Genomic DNA, 22,155 nt, shown 5'->3' on the forward strand with positions numbered 1-22,155 from the left:
GGGGTGAACGGTCTCGACCGGGCCGATGTGCGGCACTCGAGGACCCACTCTGTGCCCCCACCCGACGGGTGCCGGTTCGGTACATCGCTGCCGTGTCGACGACAGCACAGCGTGCCGATCGCGCACCGGGTCGAGACCTGCCTACCAATTGACCTCTCGGCACCGGCCTTCGCCTTCCCGGGGTTCGACCTGCACAGTGGCGTGTTCGAGACCGAACTCGTTGCGGAGAACCTGCTGCGCTGCAGCGAGCACCCGCGGTGTCTCGGCCTCCGGGGCGACCGTCAGATGCGCCGACGCGACCTCCATCCCCGACGTCAGTGTCCATATGTGCAGATCGTGCACCTCTTCGACATCGTCGACATCGGTCAGGGCCCTTTCCACGGCGGCGACATCGATGCCCGCCGGAGCATGTTGCAGCAGAATTCGTACGGCGTGACGGCCCAGGTTGAACGCGCGTGGCAGGACGAACACGCCGATGGCGACCGCGATGACCGGGTCGGCGTACCGCCACCCGAACAGGACGGTGACCAGTCCGCTGACCAGTACGCCGATCGAGCCGAGCATGTCCGCCATCACCTCGAGATACGCACCCCGAACATTGAGGCTGTCCTTGGCGCCGCTGCGCAGCAGGACGAACGCGATGAGGTTCATCACGAGCCCGAGGGTGGCCACCGCCATCACCGGGACGCCGGGGACCTCGGGCGGATTCGTGATGCGTTGCGCGGCTTCGTAGAGAATCCAACCGGCCACACCGAACAGCAGAAGTGCATTGAACAATGCGGCGAACACCTCGGCTCGGTAGAGCCCGAACGTGCGGGCAGCCTTGGTCGATCGTCGCTGTGCGAGTGTGATCGCCACGATCGCCATCAGCACCCCGAACACGTCGGTGAACACGTGTGCGGAATCGGAGAGCAACGCCAGCGACGAGGTGGACAGGCCGACGACGACCTGCGTCACCAGGGTGACCGCCCCCAGACCGACAGCGATCCACAGTCGCCCGAGGTGCTTACCGGACGCGCTGGCCGGTGAACCCGGCTCTATCCCGTGGCCATGTCCGTGCCCCATCGTTGCTCCTTCGTCGTGTCAGATCCGCAGAACGACAACATATTGCGATATGCGCATACATGCAAGTGTTGAAGGATCATCCGGCGGTGGCTGCCCGGACTCGTACAACTATCATTCGTAGTAGTTCATTGTCGGCGCAGGTCGGACTGCCTCGCGCCCATGCCGGAAACACGATCCACCGGGAAGAGGCGCACACCATGGCCACCGAAGCGGCCCATTCGACCCGCGGCGCAGTGGATCGACGCTCCGGATCGCAGGTGATGGTGCTGTGCGCAGCGATTGCCGCGGTGGTCGCTGCACTGCTCGCAGCGATGTCGACGTCGCAAGCGCTCGTGCTGTTGGGTCTGCCCGATCCGGGCCCGATCACCACGTACGGGATCCCGGCACTGACCGCGATCGGCGAGGTGGCTGCCGTCGTGGCGGCGGGGTCGCTGCTCCTCGCGGCATTTCTCGTTCCGCCTCAGAGGTCGGGTGTGCTCGACATCGACGGGTACGTAGCCGTCCGCACCGCGGCGAAGGCCTCCGCAGTGTGGGCGGTGTGCGCGGCGGCGTTGGTGCCGCTGACACTCTCGGACGCCTCGGGTCAACCTGTCGGATCCGTTGCAGCGCAACCGGTGCAGTTCCTCGGTGCGATCGGCGATGTCGAGGCCTCCACTGCATGGGCCATCACCTCTGCGGTCGCGGCGATCACCGCCGCAGCATGCGCGGCGGTGTTGCGGCATCGATGGACCCCCGCCTTGTTCGCCCTGTCGATGCTCGCGTTGATCCCGCGCGCGGTCACCGGCCACTCCTCGACCGGCGGCAATCACGACATCGCGACGAACTCGTTGATCCTGCACATCCTCGCTGCCGCGCTGTGGGTGGGCGGACTCCTCGCACTTCTCGCTCATGCGCTGCGCGGAGGTGGGCACCTTGCCGTCGCGACCCGCCGCTACTCGACGCTCGCTCTGGTCGCGTTCGTGATCATGGCGGTCTCCGGAGTGGTCAACGCTGCCGTGCGAGTGCCCGTGACGTCGCTGTGGGATTCGACGTACGGCGCTCTGATACTGGCGAAGATCGCAGCTCTGGCGATCGTGGGGACCCTCGGGTGGATACAGCGACGACGAACGGTCCGCGCTCTGGCTCACGACCCCGCGAGGCGCAGATCCCTGATCACGTTGTCGATGATCGAGACCCTCGTTCTCGTCACCACCGTGGGCCTGGCGGTCGCACTGGGCCGCACTCCCCCGCCCCCGCCGCAGGACACCTCGCTGCCCCAGGCGCACGAAGAGGCCTTGGGCTACGTGTTGGACGGCCCGCCCACCGCTGCGCGGTTGGCGTTCGAGTGGCGTTTCGACCTGGTGTTCGGCTCCGCGGCGGTGATCGCGGCCGTCCTGTATCTGGTGGCCGTGCGGCGCCGTCGGCGGGCAGGCCTGTCATGGCGGCGGCGGTGGACAGCGAGCTGGTTGGCGGGTACTGCGGTGCTGCTCGTGGCGACCTCGTCCGGGGTCGGGTTCTACAGCCCGGCGATGTTCAGCGTGCACATGGCGGGACTGACCGCGGTCGCCGTCGCCGTGCCGTTGCTGTTGGTCCTCGGCCGACCGGCAACCTTGTTCGCCTCGGTCCTGCCGACCGCGTCGGCCGCCGAAGCACCGGGCTCGCGCGAATGGCTCCGGGCTGCATGGCAGAGCCGAGCAGCCCGGATCGCGATACACCCGTGGGTCAGCACCACGGTGTTCCTGAGCAGCTTCTACCTGCTCTACCCCGGCGGACTGTTCGACACCGTCGCCGACTCGCATGTGGCACACATGGTGATGAAGGGCTGGTTCCTGACCGTCGGGATGGTGATGTTCTGGGGCACGGTCGGCGAAGACCCGGTACCGAGACCGATCGCGGGACTGACGAAGTTGCTCGCGAGTATCACCGCATTGGCCGGGTTCGCATTCTTCCTCGTCGTGACGATCGATCTCGAGACCGCGCTCGGAGCGAGCTTCTACAGCGGACTGCGTCTGGACTGGAACGCAGACCTGCTGGCCGACCAGCGGCGCGGCGGCACTCTGGCGTGGGGCATCGGGGAGTTGCCGTTGCTCGCTGCCGCGGTTCTCGCCGCGGTCCGGTGGTCGGCGGCCGACGAGAGCGCGGCACGGCAACGAGACCGCCGAGTCGACGATCAAGGTGATACCGAACTCGAGGCGTACAACACCATGCTCGGTGGCCTGTCCTCTCGGCGCGATCACCCCTGATACCCGAAACGCCCAGCCCTGTTCCGGTGCGGATGTCGTAGCCCGGCGGGATGTCGTAGCCCGGCGGGATGTCGTAGCCCGGCGGGATGTCCTCCGAGGACCGTGACCAGCGGTACGGACGAATCCGGGTCGAGTGGGATGGAAAAACTATGCTCGATAGTAGTAACCTGTGGCCTGACCGTCACCATTTCGTTATCTCGAGCGAGGCCACGGCCTCGTAGCCACCAAGGATTGTGATCTTGGCCCGACACCGCACACCCGATCCGATCGACGACGACTACGCAGCGCCGGCACCCGGCGTCGCGGTCTCGATGCCCGTCGGCAACAGGCCGACGGCGCTCATCGATCACCCCCGTCATCGACACGCCGGGTTCGCACCCTCGCGTTTCGTGACCGAGTCGCCCGCCGAGACCGTGTACTCCGACAATCGGTCGCAGGACGAGCACACGCCTTCGGCGCAGACGCCCGCACCGGATGTACCCGCTCACGCGGTCAGCGCCGCCTGGGACACCGCGGCCGCGGACACTGCCGCGTCGATGTGGGTGCACGTGGCCGGTCCGGACGAGACGACACACGGCGACGGTGGCCGCGATGTAGTGCAGGCCGTGTCGCGACGTGCTCGCCGCGGACTTCATCGCCGCCGGGTGCCGAAGCCGGGTGGCCGCGCCATCGCTGCGTCGGTCGCGGTCGGTGCCTTTCTGTCCGCGGCAGCGACGTCTCCGAACACCGGGTCGCAGGACAGTGTGGCGCTCAGCGCTGCGAGTATCGATAGCCCTCCCGCCGGCGTCCTGCCGCCGAGCCCGGTCGTCGCCTCACCCCCGCAGGTGTTGCAAATGCCCGATCTCGATGTCGGCCGGCTCGCGCAGCGCATGACCGAGCAACTCGCCGAGGGGGGAGTTCGGGCGGCGGAGCGCGCCGCACGCGATGCCGAGGCGCGGCGCCCGCTCTCGGTGGTGCCGGTGTCGGGCACATTGACCTCCAGTTCTGGGCCGCGTTGGGGGACAACGCATTACGGACTCGACATCGCCAATACGATCGGGACGCCGATCGTATCGGTGACCGACGGTGAGGTCATCGAAGCAGGGCCGGCGCAAGGGTTCGGCCTGTGGGTGCGTATTCGTCAGGACGACGGCACGATCGGGGTGTACGGCCACATAGACCAGGCGCTCGTCACCGCCGGTCAACGCGTGAAAGCCGGCGAGCTCATTGCTACGGTAGGCAACCGAGGCCAATCCACCGGACCCCACCTGCATTACGAAGTGTGGCAACCCGACGGTGCCAAGTCCGACCCGACGGCGTGGCTGTCGGCACGCGGAGTCGATATCACCTGACACGACGAGGAAAGAAGAACTGGCGATGAAAAGGCTCGGTGATCTCGAAGCGGAGGTGATGAACGTGCTCTGGCAATGTGATCGACCGCAGTCGGTCCACGACCTGCGTGAACGCATGGCCGACAGAAACCCCGCCTACACCACGATCCTGACCGTCGTGACCCATCTCCACGAGAAGGGGTGGGTCGAGCGGACCAAGCAGTCACGCGCCTATCTCTACTCGCCCGTGCAATCTCGGGCCGAGGCCACCTCGCAAGCGCTGCGCGAAATCCTCGACACCAGCACCGACTCGGCCGCCGTGCTGATGCATTTCGCGAAAACCGTCACCGACGACGAACTGGACGCCCTGCGGGGGAACCTGCCGGACGCGAACCGGTGATCGTCGCACTGGCATTACTCCTCGCCGCGACCCTGGTGGCCGTTGCCATGCCGCCGCTGCTGACCTCACTCACCCGCACCGTCGGCCCCTCTCTCGCCTTGACCGCTTGGATCGGCAGCATCGCCGGGGTGCTGTTTCTCGTGGGATCCGCGGTGGCGGTGTTGCTCTGGCCCGGCCATGCGCCGGCCGAGGGCATGGTCGAACTCGCCGTCCGCTGCCTGGGCTCGCTGCAACACGCGGCCCAGCCGTGGATCGGGGAAGCGGTCGCCGGGGCATCGGTCGTCCTCGCGGCGTCGGCATCGGCGCGCGTCCTGCGCTCGACTCGCCGTCAGCTTCGAGCGCGGTCCAAAGTCCGCGACTATCACCGCGATGTCATCGCCGTCGTGGCGCGCACGGACCCCGGACCCGAACCGATCATGTGGCTCGACCACCCACTCCCGCTGGCCTACAGCATCGACGGTCGCCCCGGCTACGTCGTGGCCACCGAAGGCCTGCTCGCCCATCTCGATCCCGAACAACAGCGAGCAGTGATCGCACACGAACGTGCCCACCTGCGCGGGCGCCATCACCGCATCGTCAACATCTGCGAGATCCTGGCCAAAGCGCTTCCTCGCGTTCCCCTCTTCGCCGCGGCACCCGCGGCGGTACGGGTCCTGGTCGAGGTCGCAGCCGACCGGTCCGCGGCCGCAGTCACCAGCGCCGACACTGTACGTTCGGCATTGTCGACGGTCTCGCAGGCGCATTCTGCGCGGCCACTGTGGGCACTGGGCCTGATCGGGGACTCGACCACCGAGCGGTTGCATCACCTCGACACGAGCGCGCAAACACCGAGCCGAACCCGAGCGGGCGCTTATGCTGCCGCCGCCGTGCTGCCCCTCGTCGTGCCGGCCGTGTTGGCCGTCGTCTCGCTCAGCGCGGTCTCCGCCGCAGCGTGCGCGGTCCTGCTGATCTGAACAACCCCAAATACTATGCTGCATAGTATTTGGGTTACGCTGGCGGACGCGTCCTGTAATTCGCGTGCGACACGAAGGTGGTTCCATGACGGCGCTGACATCTCCTCCGGCTGCGCCGGCGGTTCGCCCCTATCCACCCCGCGGGGCCCGCAAGGGGTCGTTCCTGCACACGATGGTCACCACCACCGATCCGAAGGTCATCGGACTGATGTACTTGGTGACCTCGTTCGGGTTCTTTCTCGTCGGTGGCCTGATGGCGTTGATCATGCGCTCCGAGCTCGCGGTCCCGGGAATGCAGTTCCTCTCCAACGAGCAGTACAACCAGCTCTTCACCATGCACGGCACGATCATGCTGCTGCTCTACGCCACCCCGATCGTCTTCGGCTTCGGCAACTACATCCTGCCGCTGCAGATCGGCGCACCCGATGTCGCCTTCCCCCGGCTCAATGCCTTCTCCTACTGGCTGTACCTGTTCGGCGCACTGGTCACCACCGCAGGTTTCATCAGCCCCGGCGGTGCCGCAGACTTCGGCTGGACCGCGTACACCCCGTTGAGCAGCGCCGTCTACTCCCCCGGTATCGGATCCGACCTGTGGATCGTGGGCCTGCTCGTCGCCGGCCTGGGCACCATCCTGGGCGGGGTCAACATGGTCACCACCGTGGTGTGCCTGCGCGCACCGGGAATGACGATGTTCCGGCTACCGATCTTCACCTGGAACATCCTGGTGACCTCGATCTTGATCCTGCTGGCGTTCCCACTGCTGACCGCAGCACTGATGGGCCTGCTCGCCGACCGTAAACTCGGCACCCACATCTTCGATCCCGCCAACGGCGGAGCGTTGCTCTGGCAGCACCTGTTCTGGTTCTTCGGACACCCCGAGGTCTACATCATCGCGCTACCGTTCTTCGGAATCGTCTCGGAGATCTTCCCGGTCTTCTCCCGCAAACCCATCTTCGGGTACAAGGGGTTGATCTACGCCACCGTCGGCATCGCCGCCCTGTCCATCGCGGTGTGGGCGCACCACATGTACGCCACCGGTGCCGTGCTGCTGCCGTTCTTCTCGTTCATGACCTTCCTCATCGCCGTGCCGACCGGGGTGAAGATCTTCAACTGGATCGGCACCATGTGGCGCGGCCAGGTCACCCTCGAATCCCCCATGCTCTTCTCCATCGGATTCCTGATCACGTTCGTCTTCGGTGGACTGTCCGGAGTGCTCCTGGCGAGCCCGCCCATCGACTTCAACGTCACCGACACCTACTTCGTCGTCGCGCACTTCCACTACGTCGTGTTCGGAACGGTCGTGTTCGCGACCTACGCCGGCATCTACTTCTGGTTCCCCAAGATGACCGGCCGCATGCTCGACGAACGACTGGGCAAGTGGCACTTCTGGCTGACGTTCCTCGGCTTCCACGCCACCTTCCTCGTCCAGCACTGGCTCGGCGCCCAAGGAATGCCGCGCCGCTACGCCGACTACCTCCCGTCCGACGGATTCACCACCCTCAACCAGATCTCGACCGTGGGATCGTTCGTCCTCGGGGCCTCGACGCTGCCGTTCATCTGGAACGTGTTCAAGAGCTACCGCTACGGCGAAGTGGTCACCGTCGACGACCCCTGGGGCTTCGGTAACTCCCTCGAGTGGGCGACCAGTTGCCCACCCCCGCGGCACAATTTCATCGAGATGCCCCGGATCCGCTCCGAGCGGCCGGCGTTCGAGCTGCACTATCCGCACATGGTCGAACGCATCCGCGCCGAGCAGCACGTCGGTGGCCCGCACTCGGATTCGATCGCGCCCTCGGAAGTGATCACCGAAGCGATTGCCGGACCGGACGTATCGAAACGGCCGGACGTCGACAAGTAACACGGTCGACCGACCCCCGTAGGCTCACACCCCCTTACTACTAGTGCGCATAGTAGTAAGGAGAATCAGTACGACCAGAGGAGAACCGAACGTGAAACGATGGATGCTGGTCGCCGTGCTCATGTGCGGCACAGCACTGTTCTCCGCGGCCCCGGCATCGGCGCACAGTGAACTCGTCAGCTCCGACCCCCCGGCCGATGTGACGCTCGAGTTCGCACCGATCGGCGTCGGCCTCAAGTTCAATCAGGACATCAACGAATCGTTCGCGACCATCAGCGTGGTAGGTCCTGGCGATACTCAGTGGACGCAGGGTACGGCCACGGTCGAGGGCCCCGACGTATCGGTCCTGCTCGAGGACGGCCTACCCAACGGGCAGTACACCGTCGGCTACCGCGTCACCTCCGCGGACGGGCACCCGATCACCGGGTCGTACGGCTTTTCGGTCGACGTCGCGGAGACCGCCACCCGCCCGGACGCTGCTGCACAGCAATCGCAGGGCGGTGCGACCTCGCCGGCTCCCTCGACCACGCCGACGCAGGCCTACGATCCGAACAACCCGTCCGCCAGCGAGGACCGGCCACCGAAACAGAACACCATGATGCTGCTCTCCATCGTGGGCCTGACTGTCCTCGGTCTCGCTGCCATCGCCCTGACGTTGGTGATCCGAGGCAAGGACAAGCAATGACAGGGGCCCGATGAACATCGCCGCCGTAACTCCCCCGGAAGGCCCGCCGACCCTGGCAGCGTTGCTGAGCTTCGATCTTCCGCCGCTCCCGATCCTGCCGATCGCCGGCATCGTCATGGCCGGACTGTACTGCTGGGGGCTCTACCGGATCCGCGGCCGGGGTATCGCATGGTCACGGTGGCGGAGTGCGAGTTTTCTGCTCGGCTGCGCGGCGCTGGTCCTGGTGACCGGACTGCAGGTCGAACGCTACGGATACAGCCTGTTCAGCGTCTTCATGTTCCAGCATCTGACGTTGTCGATGACCATCCCACCGTTGTTGGTGGTGGGTTCGCCCGGACGACTTCTGTTGCGTGCCACCGCTCATCACGGAGCCGGGCGGTGGGTACTGATCGCGGCGCTGACGGGGTTGCGTAGCCGCGCCGGGCGCATCGCACTACATCCAGGTCTGACGATCCCGTTGTTCCTCTTCAGCTATTACGGGCTGTATCTGTCGTCGATCTTCGATGTTCTCGCCATCACAGTCATCGGGCACGTATCGATGGAGATCTTCTTCTTCGCCAGCGGGCTGCTGTTCATCATCCCTGTGCTCGCCGTCGGCCCCCTCCCCGTTCGGCAGAGCAATCTGGGCCGGTTGTTCGACCTGTTCGTCGAGATGCCGTTGCATGTGTTCTTCGGTGTCATCCTGATGATGTCGAGCACCCCCATGCTCGCCACGTTCGCCTCCCCTCCCCCGCAGTGGGGTGTCGATCCGGTATCCGATCAGAAGCTCGCCGGGGCGCTTGCGTGGTCCTACGGTGAGCCGGTGGCCCTGCTGGTGGTGCTCATCTTCTGCATTCGGTGGAACCGGGACGAAAAGGAGGAATCGGCTGCCGCGGACCGGCACGCCGAAGAAGACGGGTACAGCGAACTCAACGCCTACAACGACTTTCTGAAAAAGATCGGTAGCGAGACCAGTCAACGGACCTGAGCTGTCGCGGCCGTCCCGCGCTCGGGGACTGCCGCGAGCTCATCGCCTGATCGCGCTTACTGGCAAGGGCCTGATCGGGCGCATTCATCGCGCACGTGTGCCCACCCCGATTCTGGCTCCACGCTCACCGAGCCAGGCTTGCGGATCGACCTTCTGTCCCGCGGGAGAAGTCGCCTCGAAATGCAGATGCGGACCCGTCGAGTTACCGCGGTTCCCGACCTCTGCAATCCGATCGCCCTTACGGACGCGCTGACCCACCGTGACCGAATTTCCGTTGTTGTGCCCGTAGGTGGTGATCGATCCATCGTCGTGTCTGATCCGAACCCACAGCCCGAAGCCCTGTGCGGGCCCGGCGCTGATGACCGTTCCATCGGCCGCGGCGACGATCGGTGAGCCCAGTGAGTCGGCGATGTCGACACCGCCGTGTTGTGTCCCGCTTCGGGTGCCGAAATTCGAGGTGACCAGTCCGCTGCTGGGTGCGACAGCAGACGCAGTACCTCGGGAGGTGGCCGAGCCACCGGACGTGGAACCGCGCTGCTGTGCTGCATCAGGAACAGAATCTTCGGGCGCGGTCGTCTCGGATGCGGGAGGGGTGTCGGTGGTGCCGGGCACGGGCGAATCGCGGCCGGTGTTGCCCGTCACCGGATCCTGTTCCCCACCTCGGTCGCCGTCATGCGGGACTGCGGGGTCGAGGGCGTCGACCTGGAGCGATGCGGCGATACGAAGGGCCAGGAGTGGGTCGAGAGTCGCCAACGGGGCCAGGCAGGACAGGGACTGCGCCGGGGCATTCGAGACTCCACGGGCGATGGCGTCGACGATGCATCCTGCCGACGCGGACACCGGGCCGGCGGTGTCCGCGATGACGCCGCCGGCCTGGGCGGCGGCCCACGTCGAGGATGCGAAGGCTGCGAGGTCTGCCACCGCGATCGGATCGGTACCGATTGTCGCGGCCCGATCGGCCAGGCGGATCAACCGGCTGACGGCGTCGGCGGTCTGCTGACCTTCGACCTCGTCCCCGGACTCCACGGCCGGTTGACCCGGATTCGCTTCGGCTACCGGGGCGTGCAGGAACACCGCACCGAGTGCGGCACCGACGATCACGTATGTCCGCGCACCTCGGCATGCGCGACGTCGCCCGCCGCTCGGCGTCGTCTTTCCCGCGTTGTTCACGTGGTCACCCCACCCTTCTCGTTGAATGCCGGTCACGATCGCAGTGGATGCCGTGTCGGCCGTGGGTCAGTGTTGCGTGATCCCATCGACACCACAAGCCCCTTCTGTCACACTCTCGACTGCATTCGTCGCTGTTTCGCCTATCGATTCGGCGTCGAAAGTGAGTGCTTTGCACAGTAACTCGACGATTCGACGCCTTTTCATGCGTGCCGATGCCGGTCATGGGGGTCATCCCAATCGTTATTACTATGCAACATAGTATTTAGATATCGGCGTCAGCTCTCCGGCAACGGTGAGACCCCGTGTGCGCTCAGCAGGACATCGATCTGACCGACCTCGGCGGTTTGCGCGGAGGCGATCGAGCCCGCGAGCGCGGCGACAGCGGGAACTGTCGCGTTCGCTGCTCCCTGCTCTGCCATCGGGATTCCCCCACGATGGTGGCGGCGGAGCAGTTGTAGATACCGGCCGTCGAATTCTTCGGCGTTCATCCGGCGAAGTGCCGTCAGCTCGGCGGTACTGGCCATGCCGGGCATCGACGTCGCGTCCTGTCCGCTGTCGTTCGCGGACGCGCTCATGTCCATCGGGTGACCCCCTGTCGAGCTGGCCCCGGTCATCCACGTCATCGTCGGGCCGTCGGGCAGATATGGCCTGTCCCACAGTGTCAACCAGCCTTGCATCGTGCCGACTTGGCTCTGCTGCGAGGTCAACACGTCGAAGGCGAGGGTCCGGATGACCGGATCCGTCGAGCGTCCCAACGCCATCGCCGACATCTCGATCGCCTGGTTGTGATGGACCGACATGTCCTGCGCGAAACCCACATCCACCGAATTCGATGCCGGTACGGCCACTCGTGCGCTGTCCGGTGTGAGCAGTACGCCGATGAGGACGCCGGACAGGACGAGAGCTGTCACCGCCAAGCCGATGAGCAGTGCCCTGGGCCTGGATCTGGGTCCCGTTTCCGCGGCGTCATTCTGTGCACTGTCGTTCTGTGCATCGTCGATCTGGGCATCGTCGGCCTGGCCGTGCACGGTCATCGACTCCCCTCCCCCATCGGCGCTGGCGCACTGTCGAGGGCCGGGTCTTCCTCGAGGGGCACCGCGTCCGGTCCTGGCTCGCTGGCGTCGAACGGCGGCGGGTTGTCGGGATCGAACGCGCCGGGAATGGTCGAGCAACTGGCTCCGCTCTCGGGGTGGGTCGAGGGGTTCTGTCGCAGAGCAGCGACGAACTGAGTGATGCGCCGGTCGGAGGCATTGTCGAGCTCGAGTCGATGGCCCCACGACTGCAGCGTGATCGGTGCCGTCAGGCCCGGGTAGGGCGACATCATCGTGTAGGGCTCGCCCTCGACCCGCCCGGCGAGTGAACCGACCTCGTCGGAGGAGACCCGGTTCGGGTCGTACGTCACCCACACCGCCCCGTGTTCGAGCGAATGAACCGCGTTCTCGCTGCGTAGCGGGACGGGGTACACCACTCCGGTACACGTCGCCCAGGTCTGGTCGTGAGGGCCGCCGAACGGCGGACTCTGATCGTAGGCAACTCTCTGAGCTGGTTCGACGTGCCGCGCGGCCGGATACTCGACCTCGACGACGCCGTCGATGCCGCGGGAGGGGTCCGGGTCGTCGGCGGTCGGCGCGAACCGCTCGGCCTGATTGCGTTCGAGGACGCGGGGGGCCAGGTTGTATCCGATCGCACCGACGAGCACGACGATGACGACACCCGCGCCTATCACCGCCCAGGGAGCGCGCACGCCCCCGGGCACTCCGGCTGGGCGTGATCGCCGAGTCGAGCTCCGTCGGCCTCGGGCGGGGTTTCTGCTGCTGTTCATATTGCTCCTCCATCAAATACTATGCACCATAGTATTTGAATCAAGGTCCCAGGAAGCCCCTACGCACGACAGGACGGCCGATGCCGGTGTTCCGCGCACCCTCAACTGCTCGCGGGCAGCTTGCCCTTCATGTGCTGGCCTACAACGGTGCACGCCTGCTCTTCGTGTGTGTCGCCGCAGGAGTGCTTTTGGCCGTCGACGCACTGACGAGCCTTGACATTTCCTTCGTGTTGGTACTGCTTGGCGCACTTGCAGCAAGCCTGCCGCTGTCGGCACTGACCCTGAGGAAGCTCCGCCGAACCATCAATGCGGACATCGAAGCAGTCGATCGCACGCGCTCGATCAAGAAGCGAGGCCCCGCGGCGGGACGACCCGGCACCGACAAACCGTGACGTCGGCGCACGGACTTCGGCGTTGGCGTTGGCGTTGGCGTTGGCGGATCGTCCGTGTCGGTCACTGTTCGCCGACCCATTCGACGGACGCTTCGGCGTCCGGCTCGATGTCTAGTAGTTCCAGGGTGCGGTGCATCAGAGTCTCGATCCGATACTCGAGATCATCGACGAGGTCAGGCACATCGGCCAGAGCGGCGTGGGCACGGCGGCGGGCATCGACACCGATTAGCTAGTAGTCCGAGCCTGGTGCAGCTGACACCGGGTGCGGTGGTGTGCCGGTGACGTCAGTTTCCCGCTCGCCACGACCGCGTCGCCACGACAGGGGCGGGCGTGGATCGCGCCGGGGCAGTCGCCCGGAGCGGTGAGCAGCGATGACCGCCCCGACCGCTACCTGGGGCATCGGGTCGGCGGGAAACGGCACGACCCCACCGGTCGATCGGAACGGCGACGGGGCCTGGACGCACCGGCCACCTGCACATACCGGGAAAAGTCTCCCCCGGTACGTGCTCGGTGAGTAGTAGCGTCGAGGGGTAGCGATAGAACCGCAGGACAGTACGCCAGCGTTCCCACATCTCGGCGGGACGGAAGCCTTCCGACTCATCGGCTGATATCCGGACACTGTGCCGCCCACCGATCCACAGGGATGGAACTGACCACGCGCGGATGGGCCGCGAGTTCGTGCTACTTGAGCACGCAAATTACACCGCTGGGTGGGCTTGTCACCGAGGTCGGCAGACGAGGTGCAGGTGGGAGTTCGATTGCTTCCGAAGGGAATACGAACACCGAAGAACCGCCGAGTGAGCTGCACCTCATCGACTTGCGGCTCCGTACACGGCCGGGAGACTTGGTTGCATGACATCTTCTGTGGCACTCAGCCGCGAAACAGCCGTCGGCGCGGAGGCGCGACTGTCGTGGATACTGTCCGCGCTGGCCGGAATGGTGGGTGCTGTCGCATTTCTGCATTCGGCGGGGTATTTCGTGACGTTCATGACCGGCAACACCGAACGCGCCGTCATCGGGCATTTCGGCAGTCCGGAAGGTAAGCCCGTTGCACCCGGCGCATCGCCGTGGGCGGCGCTGGCTTTGATGGGTGCCTTTCTGGCGGGAGTGGTGATCGCGTCGATCTGCCGCCGCCGATACTGGTCCAATCACCCACACGGAGCAACAGTTGTCACGACCATCGCCCTCGCCGCGGCAGGGCTCATCGATATCGGGATATCCGGCTGGGCGTCCGACGACGTAAATTTCTATCCCATTCTGTTGGTTGCGTTCGCTCTCGGCGCGCTCAACACAGCATTCACGAAACGAGAAGAAACCTACATCCCCCTGAGCTACGTCACCGGCACCGTCGTCAAACTGGGCCAAGGGATCGAAAGACACCTACTGGGCGGCGGTACTTACCTCGACTGGCTTTGCTATGCAATGCTTCTCGGGTCCTTCGCAGCCGGAGGCGCAGCCGGGGCTCTGATCGGTGCCGCGATCACCGGACCTCAAGTACTCCTGGTTACCGCAGCCATCAGCCTGCTTGCAAGCATCTTCACCTTCACTCACACCGAGCGACGATCCCTATGGGGATAGGTCTATTCCCGGCCAGCGAAAACCTACGGGTCCGCGCTCCCGAGATCGTTCTGCTCCACCGGCGGACTCGACCAACAGAAACACTGTCGCAACGTGAATCAATCGGTTTGAGCGTGTGGAGAGGATGTTCGATACACACCATCTCTCGCTTGGCCCTGATCTCTTCGCCAAGGCGTCAGCGATGCCGGTAGTTGCTAGGTGGGTTGGGAGGTCGGTGCCGAAACCGTCAATAGTCGGCGACGCCGACGAGCGAGCTCGGTTTCGCAGCTACGTCGTGCACGGCCGCATCGGTCCCCGTGTGCGATCCGGATCGGAGCCATTGCCGACGACGGATACGGCAGATTCTGGGTCTCCCGCTGTGGACAACCGCGGGTGGTTCGCCCGCATCGCTACGCGTTGGCCATCGCGCTCGGTGGGTCGATCGACGAGTCGGTGAACGCATTGCACATGTCCGACAACCCGATCTGTGTACGAGTGACGCTGGACGAGGCGCAGCAACAGCCTCTTCACGTGGTCGACGGGAACCAATCGCAGAATCTGCGCGACATGGCCGCGAAAGGTCGCGGCGGTGGACGCCGCCGACCCGGGCTTTGGTACGGGCCGGATCGAGCCGCACGGGCGACGCGCGCCGGTTGCGTACGGCGGTACGCCATGGCCGAGACGACGTATCGGTGCAGGCAGCCTACTGAAGAGCGGTACACCCACGCTGTTCTCTCTAGCGTCGACGGATCGCAACCCACAGTCCGCAACGTCGGCAGATATAGGCAGCTCCCCCTGCCAGGGAGTGCAACTTCACGGTCGGGAAATCGCGACCACAGCAGGAACAGGCCGAGGTGCCGTCACTCTCACTGGACAGATTCATGAGCAAGCCCTTTCCGTCGAGAGTGACGGGAGAAGTTCGGCACTCCGTCTCCTTCCGCGTAATCGAATTCTACGACCTGTGCGCTGCCAACTTCAGCACGGATATACCGTGGGTGGATGGAGATCACCCTGCAGTATTTCGACGGTTGCCCGAACTGGACGGTCACTGCTGAACGGTTGCAGCTCCTCGCCGCGGAACACTCGGACGCCGTGCTCGTCTATCAACGCGTGGACACGGTGGACATGGCCGAACAGGTGCGTTTTCGTGGCTCTCCGACCGTTCTCGTCGACGGCGTCGACGTCATGGGCGACACATCCGCCGCAGTCGGTCTGGCCTGCCGTGTGTACATGACAGGTGACGGGCCGGCGGGTGCGCCGAGCATGGCTCAGCTCCGGGAAGCCATCCTCGGCTGACACCCGAATCGGGATACCCCAGGGGGTACTCATTGGTATCGTCGGTGACATACGGCGTCGTACAGAACGAATCGACAGGGCGAGCGCAGTCTTTGACGATTGCGTACGGACGAAGACCAGGCTTGCCGAAGCCCTGCTGATCTGATCTCGTAACTCTCCTCGGCGACGGGGTGCCGGCGACGACGCTGCGCTTCCACGAAAGCGAGGGGCTGCTGCCGGCGGACCGAGCCCCGAACGGGTACCGCGTCTACGACAAACGAGCACAGCAACGGTTGGCGTTCATCACCGCCGCGAAAAGCTCGAAACTGACGCTGCCACAGATCAAGACGATGCTGCGCGCATGGGAGAACGACTCCTGCGCCGCTGTGAAGACCGGGCTGCGGCCAACACTGCGCGAGCACATCACCCGGGAGGAGGAGTCGATCGCGCAGCTCACCGAGCTGCATGCCGCAATGACCGGTGCGTTCGATCGTCTCGACGACACTCCCGACGCGTCGGCGCGCCGTTCGACCCGCAATGCAGCTGGTTGACCTCGGCCTCCTCGCCGTCTCGGACGGATTCGGCGAGTAGGGAATCGAAAGCGCCTTCGTAGCAGGTGCCACCGCGATCGGGAAGTCGGCGATCTCGACCGCGCCGTACGGAGCAACTGCGGTTTGTCGCGTGCGTCCGCAGGTCCGGTGACCGGGTCCCACACCACGGAGGTGTTCTTCGTCGTGCCGTCGTCCTGTCTCAGTACGGCACGACGAGGATCGGACTCGTGCCGACGAGACCGGGGCCGAGCATTCACGCATAGCGATCATACCGGGCTTAGATGCTATCATCGTTGCATGACGATCAATAAGGATGGCCGCCTGCCCGGCGGTTCCACGTCGACTTTCGATGCGGCAGTGTCGTTGTTCCACAGCCTTTCCGATGCGACACGGTTGGCTATCGTTCGCCGTCTCGCCAGCAGGGAGGTGCGTGTAGCGGACCTGGTGAGCGAGCTGGGGCTGGCACAGTCGACGGTATCGGCGCACATGGCGTGCCTGCGGGACTGCGGATTGGTCGTCGGTCGCCCCCAGGGCCGGCAGGTGTTCTACTCCCTCGTCCGGCCGGAACTGTTGGACCTGCTCGCTTCGGCCGAGACCCTCCTCGCCGTCACGGGGAACGCGGTGGCACTCTGCCCGGTTTACGGCACCGCGCCCGCCGGGTCGGCGGTGACCGGATGAGCGACGCATGCGGCTGCGACCACGACGAGCCCCGCCCGGGCGGCGACGACGAGCAGGAACCCGACAGGTTGTGGCAGATCACCGAGATCCGAGCCGCGGCTGTCGCTGGCGCTCTGCTGGCGGCCGGACTGACCATTGGCTGGACCGGCGGTCCCGATGGTCTCACTCTGGTACTCGAATCGGTCGCGTTGATCGTCGCCGGCTACACCTTCGTACCGTCGACCCTGAAGCGGCTCGCCCGCGGCAAGATCGGCGTCGGCACCCTCATGACCATCGCGGCGGTCGGCGCCGTGATCCTCGGTGAGGTCGGCGAGGCTGCGATGCTCGCGTTCCTGTTCGCCATCAGCGAAGGCCTCGAGGAGTACGCGGTCGCCCGCACCCGGCGAGGTCTGCGGGCGCTGCTGTCGTTGGTTCCCGACACCGCCACCGTCCGACGAGATGGTCGAGAACAGGTGGTGTCGCCGACCGAGTTGACGGTCGGCGAGATCATGATCGTCAAGCCCGGCGAGCGCATCGCCACCGACGGCACGATCCGCAGTGGCAACACCGCGCTCGATACCTCGGCGATCACCGGCGAATCGGTGCCCGTCGAGGCAGGGCCCGGCGATGAGGTGTACGCCGGGTCCATCAACGGAACCGGGGTTTTCGAGGTCGAGGTGTCCGCGCGCGCCGAGGACAACTCGCTGGCCAAGATCGTCCGGATCGTCGAGGCCGAGCAGTCCCGCAAGGGCGAGGCGCAGCGACTGGCCGATACGATCGCCAAACCCTTGGTGCCCGCGATCATGGTCGCCGCGGCCCTCATCGCCGCTGTAGGCAGCCTCCTCGGCGACCCACGGATATGGATCGAACGCGCACTGGTCGTCCTCGTCGCTGCCTCACCGTGCGCCTTGGCCATCGCCGTCCCGGTCACCGTCGTCGCTGCGATCGGCGCTGCCAGCAAACTCGGTGTCCTGGTCAAGGGCGGCGCAGCACTGGAAGCCCTCGGCCGCATCCGCGGAATCGCACTGGACAAGACCGGCACCCTGACCCGCAACAAGCCGGTCGTCATCGACGTCGCCACCGTGAACGGCGCGACCCGCGAACAGGTCCTCGCGGTGGCCGCGGCGCTCGAGGTGCGCAGCGAGCACCCCCTGGCCGCGGCGATCCTCGCCGCCGTCGACGACCACACCCCCGCCGAGGACGTCGAGTCCGTCACCGGTGCCGGCCTCACCGGCCGCCTGCGCGGTTCCGACGTCCGGCTCGGACGGCCGGGCTGGATCGAGCCCGGCCCGCTGGCGGCGGAGGTGGAACGGATGCAGCGCGCCGGAGCCACCGCCGTGCTCATCGAGCAGGACGGCCGAACACTCGGCGCGATCGCGGTCCGCGACGAACTGCGACCCGAAGCCGCGGAGGTCGTCGCCGGTCTCCGCCGTGACGGATACCACGTCGCGATGCTGACCGGGGACAACGAACGCACCGCCCGAGCGTTGGCCGCCGATGTCGGCATCGAGGAGGTCCATGCGGACCTGCGACCGGAGGACAAGGCAGCCATCATCAGCGACCTGAAGGTCCGACGGTCGACCGCGATGGTCGGCGACGGTGTCAACGACGCCCCCGCACTGGCCACCGCCGACCTCGGTATCGCCATGGGAGCCATGGGAACCGACGTGGCCATCGAAACCGCCGACGTCGCCCTGATGGGCGAGGACCTCCGGCATCTGCCACACGCCTTGGCCCACGCACGCCGATCTCGGCGCATCATGCTGCAGAACGTCGGGCTGTCTCTGGCGATCATCACCGTTCTGATGCCGCTCGCCCTGTTCGGGATTCTGGGCCTGGCAGCAGTGGTTCTGGTGCACGAACTCGCCGAGATCGTGGTCATCGCCAACGGAGTCCGGGCAGGCCGCGCCCACCCCCTGACCACCGGACCGGCACCCGCATCGGCCCCGACGGCAGCCGAGGCCCGCATATGAGCGCCGACGCAGCCCCGGGCATCTCGGCGCCACGGTCCCGGCGGACCCTGACGATCGTCGCCGTCGTACTCATCGGCGTCGCACTCGCGGGCGACCCCGTCGCCCGCCGCGCACTCTCCGACGGCCGCATCGTCGAGCTAGGCGTGCTGCAACTGAAGTTGGCCTACAACAGTGGTGTCGCCTTCAGCGTCGGGAACCAACTGCCGCCGTGGGTCATCATCGCGGTCACCGCCATCATCACCGTCGGCATCGGTGTGTACGCGTGGCGCACTGTCCCCACCGGCTCACCGTTGGGGACTGTGGGACTGTCGGCGATCGTCGCCGGCGCCGCCGCCAACGTGATCGACCGCACCGTCGACGGTCGCGTCACGGACTACTTCCACACCGGCTGGTGGCCCACCTTCAATCTCGCCGACACCTACCTCACCTGTGGTGTCGTACTGGTCATCGGCTCCATACTCTGGGAGGAAGCGGCCCTTACTCGTACCGCGCACGCGCAGGAAAAATCCGGATGACCGCCTCGCGGCCTCGCAGCCGATCCACCTCTACCGCGGTCCAGCCCTCCGGACACGACGTTCAGCCGCCCCGCCGTGGCCGCTCGGTGCGGGAGTGATCACCACCATCGCCGCGGCGGTCGCGATGTTCGCCGGCACCAACATCGACGACATCGTCGTGCTGACCGTGCTGTTCGTCGCCTCCGCCAGCCAGGGGCGGCCGCGGGCATGGCAGATCGTTGCCGGCCAGTACGCCGGCCTGATCACCCTCGTCGCGATCAGTGTCGTCGCTGCCCTGGGATTGGTGATCGTCCCGGAGGACTGGGTCGGGTTACTGGGGTTGCTGCCCCTGTCGTTGGGTGTCTGGGGCCTGATCCGCGGCCTGCGCAGCGGCGACGAGGACGAGGCCCCGGTGGTGGCAACAGGGATGGTCGGTGTCGCCGCCATCACCATCGCCAACGGAGCCGACAACATCGCCGTCTACACCCCGGTCTTCCGCACGCTCGGTGCGCCACAGACCGCGGTCACCATCGCCGTGTTCCTGATCTGCGTGGGAATCTGGTGCTACGCAGGCAGACTGTTGGGCACTCGCAGAAAGGTCGTCGACACTCTCGAACGGGTCGAGCACTGGCTCGTACCCGTGGTGTTCATCGTCCTGGGTGCGATCATCCTGCTCGAATCCGGTGTCCTCGGCCGGCTCATCGTCGCCGCGTCATGACCGACGTCTGTTCGCCCGGCAACTCCAGCGGCAGCGGCATCGATCGCCGCAATCACACCGTCCCAGGCGCTGCGGGCGGGTACCGGACTGCGAGACCGCGTCGGAGCGGTCCCCGGATCAACCGGCTCGTACGAGCGTGGGCGCAGTAGAGCCGCATCAGCACCACCCGCGAAAATCTCATCGTTCTCGACCGCGATGATCGCGGTCGCGGCGGCGGTCAGTACTGCTGCTTGTTCTTCCCAGCGCAGGTCCTCGAACGGAACCCACGATGTTCGGAGCGGGCGAGAACGGCCGGTGGATTTCCAGATCGCGCTGAGTGGCTTTGCCCACCATCCGGTGCGGACCAGAGGTGTTGATACTTCGTCGACGACGGTGCGCAGCAGCCTGAACCACACTGCTGCATGAACACGGCCCGCGCCGAGCTCGACCGACCCGCACGTCAACGCGGTGACGCTGCGTCTGTCGATTTCTGCGACGGCCGCCGCGACCGGTATCGGTGGTGCGTGCTCGTCCGAGCCTGCTGGTGTCCTGTCCCAGAAGACAAGTCTGCCGGGTACGACGCTGCAGAATTCGAGCCGGCAGAGATGCTTGGTGCAGCTGGTCAGCATCGGGTATTGCTGAGCCATCATGACCGCGATGTCGGCGTGTGTGTCGAGGGTGTCGATGCACAGAGGGCATGCCCGTGTAGTCAGCGTGCTTACCCAGGGAAGCCATGTGCCGGCGGGCGGTGCGCGTCGACGTCGATCGGCCATCGCCAGACCCGCCGGTAGTAGGACAGAGAACTGGTGGACGTAGGTGTCGAAGTCGCACTCGGTGGGGTCGGTGCTGTCGAGCAGCCAGGGCGTGCAGCCCGCCAACGTCATTTCCCGCAGCCGTTCCGCCGTACAGGTGCTCCTCTGGGCAAGCGCCGATAGCACCGGCTCGGGTGTGTGCCGGTCCAGGTCCACGCTCGAGGTGTCGACACCGAGCCCGTCGAGAAGGTCCGCTGTATTGATCAACGAATACAGTGCGCTGGTCCGGGCCAGCCACGACATCAGAGTCTCGCCAGGTAGTGGTTGCGGGCGCAGCGGCCACGGCGGATGCGCACTGTGGTCGAGCGCTGTGTGCGCTGCAGGGGCATCGGCTGGTGTCATGCCAGGTGCCGTTCGAAGTGGCGGCGGCGTTCGGTGGGCCCGAAGTAGGCGGTTTGGGTCAACACCTGTGAGGTGATCGCTTCCTCTCCGGCTTCTATTGCGGTCACTGCGGCCGCGGTCAACAGCGTGGCCAGTTCGCCGATGGTGCCCTCACACCGGGTGAGGAGGTAATCGGTCATCTCCGCCGATGTCAGGTACGAGGGCGCACGCAACGGGAAGCTGGCGGTGAAGCTCGCCAGCAGGGAGCGGGTGTCGGTGTCGTTGGTCCAGATCGGCAGCGTCATGGGGTGAAAACGGTTTTCCAACTGTGCATCACTGCGGATCGCGAGGTACGCCTCTCGGGTACCGACTCCGACGAGAGGGATCCGCAGCTCGTTGCCCAGAAACCGCAACAGGTTCAGAAATTCTCGGCGCACGTTGTCGCGACCGGCGAGAACATTATGGAGCTCGTCGATGATCAGCATCCGAACCCCGGTTGCTCGCAACAGCGTCACCGCTTGCTGTTCTAGTTCGTGAACGCGGCTTCGCGGGCGCATCGGCGTTCCGAGGGCAGCGAGCATCGCCAGGTAGAACCGTCCGGGTGCCGGGTCCGGGGGCATCTGCATACACAACACCGGTATCTGCTCACGGTCGGGCAAGCTGACAGCGGGGTGCGCACGCCGGAACTTCTCGATGATCATCGACTTGCCGTTGTTCGTCGGCCCGATCAGAAGCAGGTTCGGCATTCGTTGCCGATCCGGCCACACCAGCAACGTCTCGAGGTGCACGATCACCGACCGTGCACGCGGATACCCGATCCACCGTTCCGTACGAATGTGCCTGATGCGTTGTGCAGCAGGAAGACCCGCTATCGATCTGACCGAACTTCGCAGGTGGATCAGATCCGCACTACCGGGGTCGATGTCTTCGCCGCTACCGTCGCCTGCAGGAGTGATTCGGGGGTCGTCGTTCAT

At 65.8% G+C, this 22,155-nt stretch carries 20 protein-coding genes and 1 pseudogene; 15 read left to right on the plus strand and 6 right to left on the minus strand.

The annotated features are described in order from the left end of the window. Positions 1 to 141: 141 nt before the first annotated feature. On the minus strand, positions 142 to 1,065 hold the full coding sequence (locus R3P95_RS23465; protein WP_008720942.1) for a cation diffusion facilitator family transporter: 924 nt from the start codon (positions 1,063 to 1,065) through the stop codon (positions 142 to 144). A 197-nt stretch (positions 1,066 to 1,262) separates the two neighbouring features. Here R3P95_RS23465 and R3P95_RS23470 point away from each other — a divergent pair, with 197 nt between their 5' ends. From R3P95_RS23470 to R3P95_RS23500, 7 genes are all read left to right on the plus strand, one after another. Next, positions 1,263 to 3,287 (plus strand): cytochrome c oxidase assembly protein, encoded by a 2,025-nt coding sequence (locus R3P95_RS23470; RefSeq protein WP_032373357.1) that lies wholly within the window; start codon positions 1,263 to 1,265, stop codon positions 3,285 to 3,287. 536 nt (positions 3,288 to 3,823) lie between these two features. Further along, positions 3,824 to 4,618: a M23 family metallopeptidase gene (locus tag R3P95_RS23475; protein WP_080733228.1), complete on the plus strand. Its 795-nt coding sequence runs from the start codon at positions 3,824 to 3,826 to the stop codon at positions 4,616 to 4,618. 25 nt (positions 4,619 to 4,643) lie between these two features. Continuing rightward, positions 4,644 to 4,997 carry a BlaI/MecI/CopY family transcriptional regulator gene (locus tag R3P95_RS23480; RefSeq protein ID WP_027494220.1) on the plus strand — a complete coding sequence of 118 codons (354 nt, stop codon included), beginning with the start codon at positions 4,644 to 4,646 and terminating at the stop codon, positions 4,995 to 4,997. Next, the gene (locus tag R3P95_RS23485; protein ID WP_008720986.1) at positions 4,994 to 5,950 is read left to right on the plus strand and encodes a M56 family metallopeptidase; all 957 of its coding nucleotides are present in this window, start codon (positions 4,994 to 4,996) and stop codon (positions 5,948 to 5,950) included. Before R3P95_RS23480 ends, R3P95_RS23485 begins: the two co-directional genes overlap by 4 nt. An 85-nt stretch (positions 5,951 to 6,035) precedes the next feature. Then, positions 6,036 to 7,808: an aa3-type cytochrome oxidase subunit I gene (gene ctaD, locus R3P95_RS23490; protein WP_072692203.1), complete on the plus strand. Its 1,773-nt coding sequence runs from the start codon at positions 6,036 to 6,038 to the stop codon at positions 7,806 to 7,808. Positions 7,809 to 7,899: 91 nt separating this feature from the next. Further along, positions 7,900 to 8,493, plus strand: coding sequence for a copper resistance CopC family protein (locus R3P95_RS23495; RefSeq protein ID WP_008720475.1), 594 nt, complete (start codon positions 7,900 to 7,902; stop codon positions 8,491 to 8,493). A gap of 10 nt (positions 8,494 to 8,503) precedes the next feature. Further along, a complete protein-coding gene (locus R3P95_RS23500) occupies positions 8,504 to 9,460 on the plus strand; it encodes a cytochrome c oxidase assembly protein (RefSeq protein ID WP_008720478.1) in 957 nt (318 codons plus the stop codon). An 84-nt stretch (positions 9,461 to 9,544) separates the two neighbouring features. On the opposite strand, the gene R3P95_RS23505 is transcribed toward R3P95_RS23500, so the two are convergent. The 3 genes from R3P95_RS23505 to R3P95_RS23515 all read right to left on the minus strand — a co-directional run bounded on the left by R3P95_RS23505 (position 9,545) and on the right by R3P95_RS23515 (position 12,452). Beyond that, on the minus strand, positions 9,545 to 10,666 hold the full coding sequence (locus tag R3P95_RS23505; RefSeq protein ID WP_230558228.1) for a M23 family metallopeptidase: 1,122 nt from the start codon (positions 10,664 to 10,666) through the stop codon (positions 9,545 to 9,547). A gap of 239 nt (positions 10,667 to 10,905) precedes the next feature. Continuing rightward, a complete protein-coding gene (locus tag R3P95_RS23510) occupies positions 10,906 to 11,664 on the minus strand; it encodes a DUF305 domain-containing protein (RefSeq protein ID WP_008720482.1) in 759 nt (252 codons plus the stop codon). Beyond that, positions 11,661 to 12,452, minus strand: a complete 792-nt coding sequence (locus R3P95_RS23515; protein WP_032373348.1) for a DUF3105 domain-containing protein — start codon at positions 12,450 to 12,452, stop codon at positions 11,661 to 11,663. The genes R3P95_RS23510 and R3P95_RS23515 overlap by 4 nt, the downstream gene beginning before the upstream one ends. An 80-nt stretch (positions 12,453 to 12,532) precedes the next feature. On the opposite strand from R3P95_RS23515, the gene R3P95_RS23520 reads away from it, so the two are divergent. The 8 genes from R3P95_RS23520 (at position 12,533) to R3P95_RS23555 (ending at position 20,069) form a co-directional block, all read left to right on the plus strand. Beyond that, entirely contained in the window at positions 12,533 to 12,844 is a 312-nt protein-coding gene (locus R3P95_RS23520) for a DUF4229 domain-containing protein (protein WP_008720486.1), read from the plus strand. An 852-nt stretch (positions 12,845 to 13,696) separates the two neighbouring features. After that, a complete protein-coding gene (locus tag R3P95_RS23525) occupies positions 13,697 to 14,422 on the plus strand; it encodes a YoaK family protein (RefSeq protein WP_008720488.1) in 726 nt (241 codons plus the stop codon). A gap of 978 nt (positions 14,423 to 15,400) precedes the next feature. Further along, complete coding sequence (locus tag R3P95_RS23530) at positions 15,401 to 15,697, plus strand: hypothetical protein (protein ID WP_008720468.1); 297 nt, start codon at positions 15,401 to 15,403, stop codon at positions 15,695 to 15,697. Positions 15,698 to 15,867: 170 nt separating this feature from the next. Continuing rightward, positions 15,868 to 16,227: a MerR family transcriptional regulator gene (locus tag R3P95_RS23535; protein WP_008720465.1), complete on the plus strand. Its 360-nt coding sequence runs from the start codon at positions 15,868 to 15,870 to the stop codon at positions 16,225 to 16,227. Positions 16,228 to 16,524: 297 nt separating this feature from the next. Further along, positions 16,525 to 16,905: an ArsR/SmtB family transcription factor gene (locus R3P95_RS23540; protein WP_008720464.1), complete on the plus strand. Its 381-nt coding sequence runs from the start codon at positions 16,525 to 16,527 to the stop codon at positions 16,903 to 16,905. After that, entirely contained in the window at positions 16,902 to 18,857 is a 1,956-nt protein-coding gene (locus R3P95_RS23545; RefSeq protein ID WP_094642706.1) for a heavy metal translocating P-type ATPase, read from the plus strand. The genes R3P95_RS23540 and R3P95_RS23545 overlap by 4 nt, the downstream gene beginning before the upstream one ends. Continuing rightward, on the plus strand, positions 18,854 to 19,372 hold the full coding sequence (gene lspA, locus R3P95_RS23550) for a signal peptidase II (protein ID WP_068049655.1): 519 nt from the start codon (positions 18,854 to 18,856) through the stop codon (positions 19,370 to 19,372). Before R3P95_RS23545 ends, lspA begins: the two co-directional genes overlap by 4 nt. Before the next feature lie 94 nt (positions 19,373 to 19,466). Then, entirely contained in the window at positions 19,467 to 20,069 is a 603-nt protein-coding gene (locus R3P95_RS23555; protein ID WP_068049656.1) for a cadmium resistance transporter, read from the plus strand. Positions 20,070 to 20,701: 632 nt separating this feature from the next. On the opposite strand, the pseudogene R3P95_RS23560 reads toward R3P95_RS23555, so the two are convergent. Continuing rightward, positions 20,702 to 21,202 (minus strand): annotated as a pseudogene (locus R3P95_RS23560) (TniQ family protein); the annotation flags it as partial. Beyond that, the gene (locus R3P95_RS23565; protein ID WP_255032407.1) at positions 21,199 to 22,155 is read right to left on the minus strand and encodes a TniB family NTP-binding protein; all 957 of its coding nucleotides are present in this window, start codon (positions 22,153 to 22,155) and stop codon (positions 21,199 to 21,201) included. The gene R3P95_RS23565 and the pseudogene R3P95_RS23560, both read right to left, overlap by 4 nt.

It is taken from the genome of Rhodococcus cercidiphylli, from assembly GCF_033042225.1.
In the GTDB taxonomy this organism is placed as follows: domain Bacteria; phylum Actinomycetota; class Actinomycetes; order Mycobacteriales; family Mycobacteriaceae; genus Rhodococcoides.

What these genes read in the sequence shown, in the direction of transcription:
- R3P95_RS23465 (WP_008720942.1), bottom strand. Translation starts at nt 1,065, where the DNA reads ATGGGGCACGGACATGGCCACGGGATAGAGCCGGGTTCACCGGCCAGC.
- R3P95_RS23470 (WP_032373357.1), top strand. Translation starts at nt 1,263, where the DNA reads ATGGCCACCGAAGCGGCCCATTCGACCCGCGGCGCAGTGGATCGACGC.
- R3P95_RS23475 (WP_080733228.1), top strand. Translation starts at nt 3,824, where the DNA reads ATGTGGGTGCACGTGGCCGGTCCGGACGAGACGACACACGGCGACGGT.
- R3P95_RS23480 (WP_027494220.1), top strand. Translation starts at nt 4,644, where the DNA reads ATGAAAAGGCTCGGTGATCTCGAAGCGGAGGTGATGAACGTGCTCTGG.
- ctaD (WP_072692203.1), top strand. Translation starts at nt 6,036, where the DNA reads ATGACGGCGCTGACATCTCCTCCGGCTGCGCCGGCGGTTCGCCCCTAT.
- R3P95_RS23500 (WP_008720478.1), top strand. Translation starts at nt 8,504, where the DNA reads ATGAACATCGCCGCCGTAACTCCCCCGGAAGGCCCGCCGACCCTGGCA.
- R3P95_RS23510 (WP_008720482.1), bottom strand. Translation starts at nt 11,664, where the DNA reads ATGACCGTGCACGGCCAGGCCGACGATGCCCAGATCGACGATGCACAG.
- R3P95_RS23515 (WP_032373348.1), bottom strand. Translation starts at nt 12,452, where the DNA reads ATGAACAGCAGCAGAAACCCCGCCCGAGGCCGACGGAGCTCGACTCGG.
- R3P95_RS23520 (WP_008720486.1), top strand. Translation starts at nt 12,533, where the DNA reads ATGCCGGTGTTCCGCGCACCCTCAACTGCTCGCGGGCAGCTTGCCCTT.
- R3P95_RS23525 (WP_008720488.1), top strand. Translation starts at nt 13,697, where the DNA reads ATGACATCTTCTGTGGCACTCAGCCGCGAAACAGCCGTCGGCGCGGAG.
- R3P95_RS23530 (WP_008720468.1), top strand. Translation starts at nt 15,401, where the DNA reads ATGGAGATCACCCTGCAGTATTTCGACGGTTGCCCGAACTGGACGGTC.
- R3P95_RS23540 (WP_008720464.1), top strand. Translation starts at nt 16,525, where the DNA reads ATGACGATCAATAAGGATGGCCGCCTGCCCGGCGGTTCCACGTCGACT.
- R3P95_RS23545 (WP_094642706.1), top strand. Translation starts at nt 16,902, where the DNA reads ATGAGCGACGCATGCGGCTGCGACCACGACGAGCCCCGCCCGGGCGGC.
- lspA (WP_068049655.1), top strand. Translation starts at nt 18,854, where the DNA reads ATGAGCGCCGACGCAGCCCCGGGCATCTCGGCGCCACGGTCCCGGCGG.
- R3P95_RS23565 (WP_255032407.1), bottom strand. Translation starts at nt 22,155, where the DNA reads ATGAACGACGACCCCCGAATCACTCCTGCAGGCGACGGTAGCGGCGAA.